The 5,352-nt window shown below is 66.3% G+C and carries 3 protein-coding genes and 1 pseudogene; 1 reads left to right on the top strand and 3 read right to left on the bottom strand.

The annotated features are described in order from the left end of the window. Window positions 1-991 (bottom strand): lysylphosphatidylglycerol synthase transmembrane domain-containing protein (locus tag AC2VOP_RS09460; RefSeq protein WP_486960709.1); only part of this gene is annotated, 991 nt, incomplete at its 3' end. Window positions 992-1,215: 224 nt separating this feature from the next. Between AC2VOP_RS09460 and AC2VOP_RS09455 the strand changes: the two genes are divergently transcribed. Then, window positions 1,216-2,286 (top strand): AI-2E family transporter, encoded by a 1,071-nt coding sequence (locus tag AC2VOP_RS09455; protein WP_486960708.1) that lies wholly within the window; start codon window positions 1,216-1,218, stop codon window positions 2,284-2,286. Window positions 2,287-2,315: 29 nt separating this feature from the next. Here the strand turns inward: AC2VOP_RS09455 and mmpL3 are convergent, their stop codons facing one another. Together mmpL3 and AC2VOP_RS09445 are read right to left on the bottom strand one after the other, a co-directional pair. After that, entirely contained in the window at window positions 2,316-5,114 is a 2,799-nt protein-coding gene (mmpL3, locus tag AC2VOP_RS09450; RefSeq protein WP_486960707.1) for a trehalose monomycolate exporter MmpL3, read from the bottom strand. Window positions 5,115-5,174: 60 nt separating this feature from the next. Beyond that, window positions 5,175-5,352: pseudogene (locus AC2VOP_RS09445) on the bottom strand (NYN domain-containing protein); the annotation flags it as partial.

Below are 5,352 nucleotides of genomic sequence, written 5' to 3'. Positions count from 1 at the left end.
TGATCAGCCGATAGACCAGCATCGCCGAGATGGCGTCGGGCCACGACATGCCGCTGGACACCAGCCCCGGCACCAGCACCGCTTCGACCATCAGCAGACCGCCCGGCATCAGCGGGATGGTGCCGACCGCGCGGGCGGCAGCGTAGGCCACCGTCAACCCTGCGACCGACGCGTCACCACCGGCGGCGTAGGCCGCGCATGCCAGGCAGGCGACGTCGGCGATCCAGTTGAACAGCGACCAGCCGAACGCCACCGACAGGTTCCGCCGGCCGAGGCTAACCGACTCCAGCTGGGTGAGCAAATGGCGCCACTTCGCCAGGCCGGTATCGGCCGGCTTGCCGCGCGCCGAGTTGACCCAGGACACGACCCGGACCCCGATGCCGTCGATCAACTCCGGTCGCGACGCGACCGCCTTGGCGAGCAGCAACAACGCGACGAAGCCGCCGAGAGTGAACGCCAGCGAGAATGGATTGTCCTCGGCACCGAGAAAGAACGCGCCGCCCAGACCGAGCACCGCCAATCCAACCGCTTGCAGCACACCTGACATCACCAACTGCCACGACGCCACCACCGGGGAGGCTCCCCACAGCCGCTGCTGCCGGTAGAGGAAGGTCGTCGACAGCACCGGCCCACCGGGCAGTGTGGTGGAAAGCGAGTTGGCGGCGTAGATGGCGGCTTCGGATCGGCACTGTTTGACGTGCACCCCGGCAGAGCGCAGCAGAGTGCGCTGTATCTGGGCGAAGCTGTGCATCGACGCGGCGGCTGCCAGGGCCGCTGCCAGCAGCCACGCTCCGTCGGCGCGGTAGAGGCTCTGCCACGCCTTGGCCAGCTGATCCCAGGTCAGCACGACTTCGACCGCGAGCACGACCGCGACGACGCCGATGATCACCCAGCGGACCCACCAGTACCGACTGCGAGCCGGGGGCCCCACCCGTTCGCGGGACAACCATTCCGGCGCCCCGCGATTGCGGAGGTGCACGTCGTACGACACGTGCTTTAGGGTAGCCGTGCAGGCCCGAATAACTACCCCCGCGCGGAACACGTGACCGCGTCGTTACGCGACCGGAATTTGAGGTGCTCCGCGCCGTCAACGGCAACGGTTCGTCGTCGGTGTGGCTGCAGGTTGTCGTCGGTGCGAGATGGTTTCATGGTCGCTGTGGCAGCACGGGTACCGGCGCCTTGTCCAAGGTGATGGGCGTAGGCGATGGGCGTTGCATGACCGACGCAGGCGAGTCTGTTCATCCGATCGTCCGCCGGGCGGCGGCTTGGTCGTGGCGGCTGCTGATTGTGCTGGCCGCGGTGGTGGCGGTGCTGCTGGTCGTCAGACGCCTCGAGGTGATCTTTGTTCCACTGGCGGTGGCGTTGCTGCTGTCCGCGCTGTTGCTGCGCGGTGTCGACTGGCTGGACCGGCACGGGGTGGCCCGTGGGCTGGCGGTTTTTCTGCTGCTGCTGGGCGGTTTGGCCGTCCTCAGCGGCATCTTGAGCTTCGTGATCGACGAGTTCGTCGATGGTGTTCCGGGCTTGGTCGAGCAGGTGGCCCAGGTGATCAACTCGACCCAGCGCTGGCTGGTCGAAGGCCCGCTGCACCTCAGCCGAGAGCAGATCGACAGCGCCGGCAACACCGCGATCGGCACGCTGCGAAACAATCAGGCCAAGCTGACCAGCGGCGCGCTGTCGACGGCCGAAACGATCACCAAGATCGTCACCGGCGCTTTCCTGACGCTGTTCACGGTGATCTTCTTTCTTTACGACGGGCGCAACATCTGGCGGTTCACCGTCAAGATCTTCCCGGGCGAGGTGCGCGAGAAGGTGCACGCCGCGGGCATCGCCGGGTTCGAGTCGTTGGTCAGGTACGTGCGGGCGACGTTCCTGGTGGCGCTGGTCGACGCGGTCGGCGTCGGCGTCGGCCTGGTGATCATGGCCGTGCCGCTGGCGCTGCCACTGGCGTCGCTGGTGTTCCTGGGCGCCTTCATTCCGCTGGTCGGTGCGGTGCTCAGCGGACTCCTGGCGGTGCTGGTCGCCCTGATCGCCAAGGGCTGGGTTTACGCGCTGATCACGCTGGGACTGATCATCGCCGTGAACCAGCTCGAAACGCATGTGTTGCAGCCGCTGGTGATGGGGCGTGCGGTGTCGATCCACCCGTTGGCGGTGGTGCTCGGTATCGCCGCCGGCGGAATGCTGGCCGGTATCGTCGGCGCCCTGCTGGCAGTGCCCACGATCGCCTTTGCCGACCGGGCGGTGCGGACGCTGATCGGCGTCAGCCGGTCCGCCGCAGCCCGAAGCTGATCGGCTGGTTGCCGCTAGGTGTCGCTAGGTCAGTACCGGCCTTCGCGCCGCAGCAACTCCGCAGCGCTCAGACCCCCGCTGCTGCGGCGCAGCCGGGGCTTCTCGGCGCCGTTCCCGGACTCCGGCTGGGCGGCCAGCTTCTCCGTGGCGTCCTGGGTGCCCCCGCAGTCCTGCGCCGGGATGGCGGTAGTGTCGTCTGTGTCGTCTGTGTCGTCTGTGTCGTCTGTGTCGTCTGTGTCGCCTGTGACCGCCGGACCGCTGCGCACCTCGCCCAGCCAGGACTCGATTTCGCGATCGGGGGTGCTGCCGGCGGTGCGCAAGCGCGTTGTCGGGGGCTCTGGGTGGTCGCGAGCGGGGTCCTGGACCGGTATCCGGGTGGTACCCGCATCCGACGGGGTGACCGCACCGGCGGCCGTGGAACCCTCCGGCCCTTCCACGTCCGAGTGGGCAGGCTCGTGGGGCGCGGGAGGTTTCCGCCCGGTCGTTGTGGCCGCGTCCGCGCCAGCCAGTGCCTGCCTGGGGTGCGAGCCACGGACGGCGGGTCGTTTGTGTTCGTCGGGCAGGCTGAACTCGCCCAGCCCGATCCGGTTCTGGACGATTTTCATCCAGCGGGGCGCCCACCAGCAGTCGTCGCCGAGCAGTTTCATCACCGACGGCACCAGGAACATTCGCACCACGGTGGCGTCCAGCAGTAGCGCTGCCATCAGACCGAACGCCAGATATTTCATCATCACCAGCTCGGAGAAGACGAACGAACCGGCGACCACGGCAAGGACCGCGGCGGCTGCGGTGATGATGCGGCCGGTGGTCGCGGTGCCGATGCGGACGGCCTCCGCGGTGGACATGCCGTTCTCACGGGCCTCGACCATCCGGGAGACCAGGAACACCTCGTAGTCGGTGGACAGGCCGAAAACGATCGCGACGATCATTCCGATCACCGGCGCGGACAGCGGGGTGGGCGTGAAATTCAGCAGCTTCGACAGGTGTCCGTCGACGAAGATCCAGGTCAAGATGCCCATCGTCGAGCCCAGCGTGAGGGTGCTCATCACCGTCGCTTTGAGCGGCAGCACCAGCGATCCGAAAGCCAGGAACATCAACAGCATGGTGGTTGTCAGCAGGATCAGCAGCATCAGTGGGAACTTGCCGAATATGCTGTGAATCGAGTCCTGCTCCAGCGCCGGGGTGCCGCCCACCAAAATACTGAGCCCCCTGGGAACGGGGATGGCGCGCAACTCGCTGACCTTCTTTGCCGCGTCGTTGCGGTTGACCAGTCCGTTCTGGATGACCCGGACCGACGGATCCCTCGACCCGCCTTCAGCGAAGGCGCGTTCCTGCCACATGTCGCTCGGATCGCCGTTGGTGTCGGTGAAGCCGCTGATCGCCATCGCCCGGTTGCGGATATCGGCGAGCTGCGCCTGGGTGACCGGCTTGTGGTCGTCGTTGACGACTACCAAGGTCAGCGGCTCGGTGCGATAGCCGGGGAAGAGCCGGTCGAAGTGCTCCTGGGCCTGGCGTACCGGGTTGCCCGGCGGCAGATACTTCTCGCTGAAACCGCCGAGCGTGATTTTGCCGAGCGGGACGATCAGCAAAACCATGGCGGCGATGATGGGGACGGCGAACAGCAGTGGCCGCTTCATCACGCGGTTGACCAGTTTCCCCCAGAACTCGTGTTCGACTTCTTGCCGGGTCTTGGTTCTCTGCAGCAGGTCCGCCAGCCAGTTCAGATATGCGCGGGACACCTTCCAGTCCGCCAGGAACGGTACCCGGAACAGGGTTCGCACACCGAGCGCGTCGACGTGTTCCCCGAGGATGCCGAGCACGGCCGGCAGGATCGTGATCGACAGGATCGCCGACAGCATGACCGAGGCGATCATCGCGTAGGTCAGCGACCGTAAAAAGCCCAGCGGGAATACCAGCATGCTGACCGCTGATACGGCGATCAGCACCGCCGAGAACGTCACCGTGCGGCCGGCGGTGATCACCGTGCGGCGCACCGCTGCCTCGGTGTCGTAGCCTTCGGCGATCTCCTCCCGGAAGCGGCTCACCACGAAAAGGGCATAGTCGACCGCGATCCCGAGACCAACCAGCGTCACCACCGGCTGGGCGAAGAAGTGCACCGGCCCGAACACGGCGGTGAGGCGCAGGATACCCAGCGAACCGGCGATGCTCAGGCCGCCGACCAGCACCGGCAGCCAGGCGGCGACCACACCGCCGAACACCAGGAACAGCACCACCGCGACCAGCGGTAGCGCCAGCACTTCCATCCGCTTCTCGTCGTCGGCAATGGTGCCGGTAAGAGCGTCGGCCACCGGCTCCAGTCCGGCAAGCTGGACCGCGCCGTCATCGAGCTTCCTCAGATCCGGTTCGACGTCCTTGTAGTTGCTCAAGATGGTGTCGTCGTCATCGCCCTTGAGCGGGATGGATACGAACGTGTACTTCTTGTCGGCGGTCTTCATGCCCTGGACGACCTGGTTCTTCGAGTCGGGTGCGCGCAGATAGCCCGCCCATCCGATGACCTGGTCCGGGTGGTCATCGACGAAGGTGTCGAGTTCGCCGGTGATCTTCTTCGACCAGGCCGGGTCGTCGACGGTCTTCCCCTCGGGGGCGGGGAAGACCGCCACGATATGGCCGGTGCGGTCGCGGCCGTAGACCTCATCGGCCAGCACCGAGGCTTTCACCGATTCACTGGCGTCGTCGTAGAAGCCGCTTTGGGTGAGGTGTTTGCCCAGACTCATGCCGGACAACCCGCCGGCGAGGCAGAGCGTTACCATCACCCCGATTACGATGAACCGGTAGCGATATACCGTTCGACCCCACCAGGCGAACACTTACACTCCTTACCGAATCTGCGCCGACCCTCGCACTGTGTTTTGCAGGTTGTGCAGTTGTCATCCACGCGGGGTCAGCAGCGAGATCAGCGGCCGGAACGGTGGCAGCCACGCGCCCTGCTCCGGCAGCGAATCCAGGCCGATCCGCGGCAGCCGTTCCCGGAACACGCCAGGGACGTCCTCCAGGTCGACGAACTCCAAGGTATCCGAGGCTAGCGCCCAACTGACGTGTTCGCGA

This window comes from Mycobacterium sp. TH-M106, from assembly GCF_057473765.1.
The sequence above is the reverse complement of the archived record's forward strand: the minus strand, read 5'-3'. Positions and strand labels throughout refer to the sequence as shown.

What these genes read in the sequence shown, in the direction of transcription:
- AC2VOP_RS09455 (WP_486960708.1), top strand. Translation starts at nt 1,216, where the DNA reads ATGACCGACGCAGGCGAGTCTGTTCATCCGATCGTCCGCCGGGCGGCG.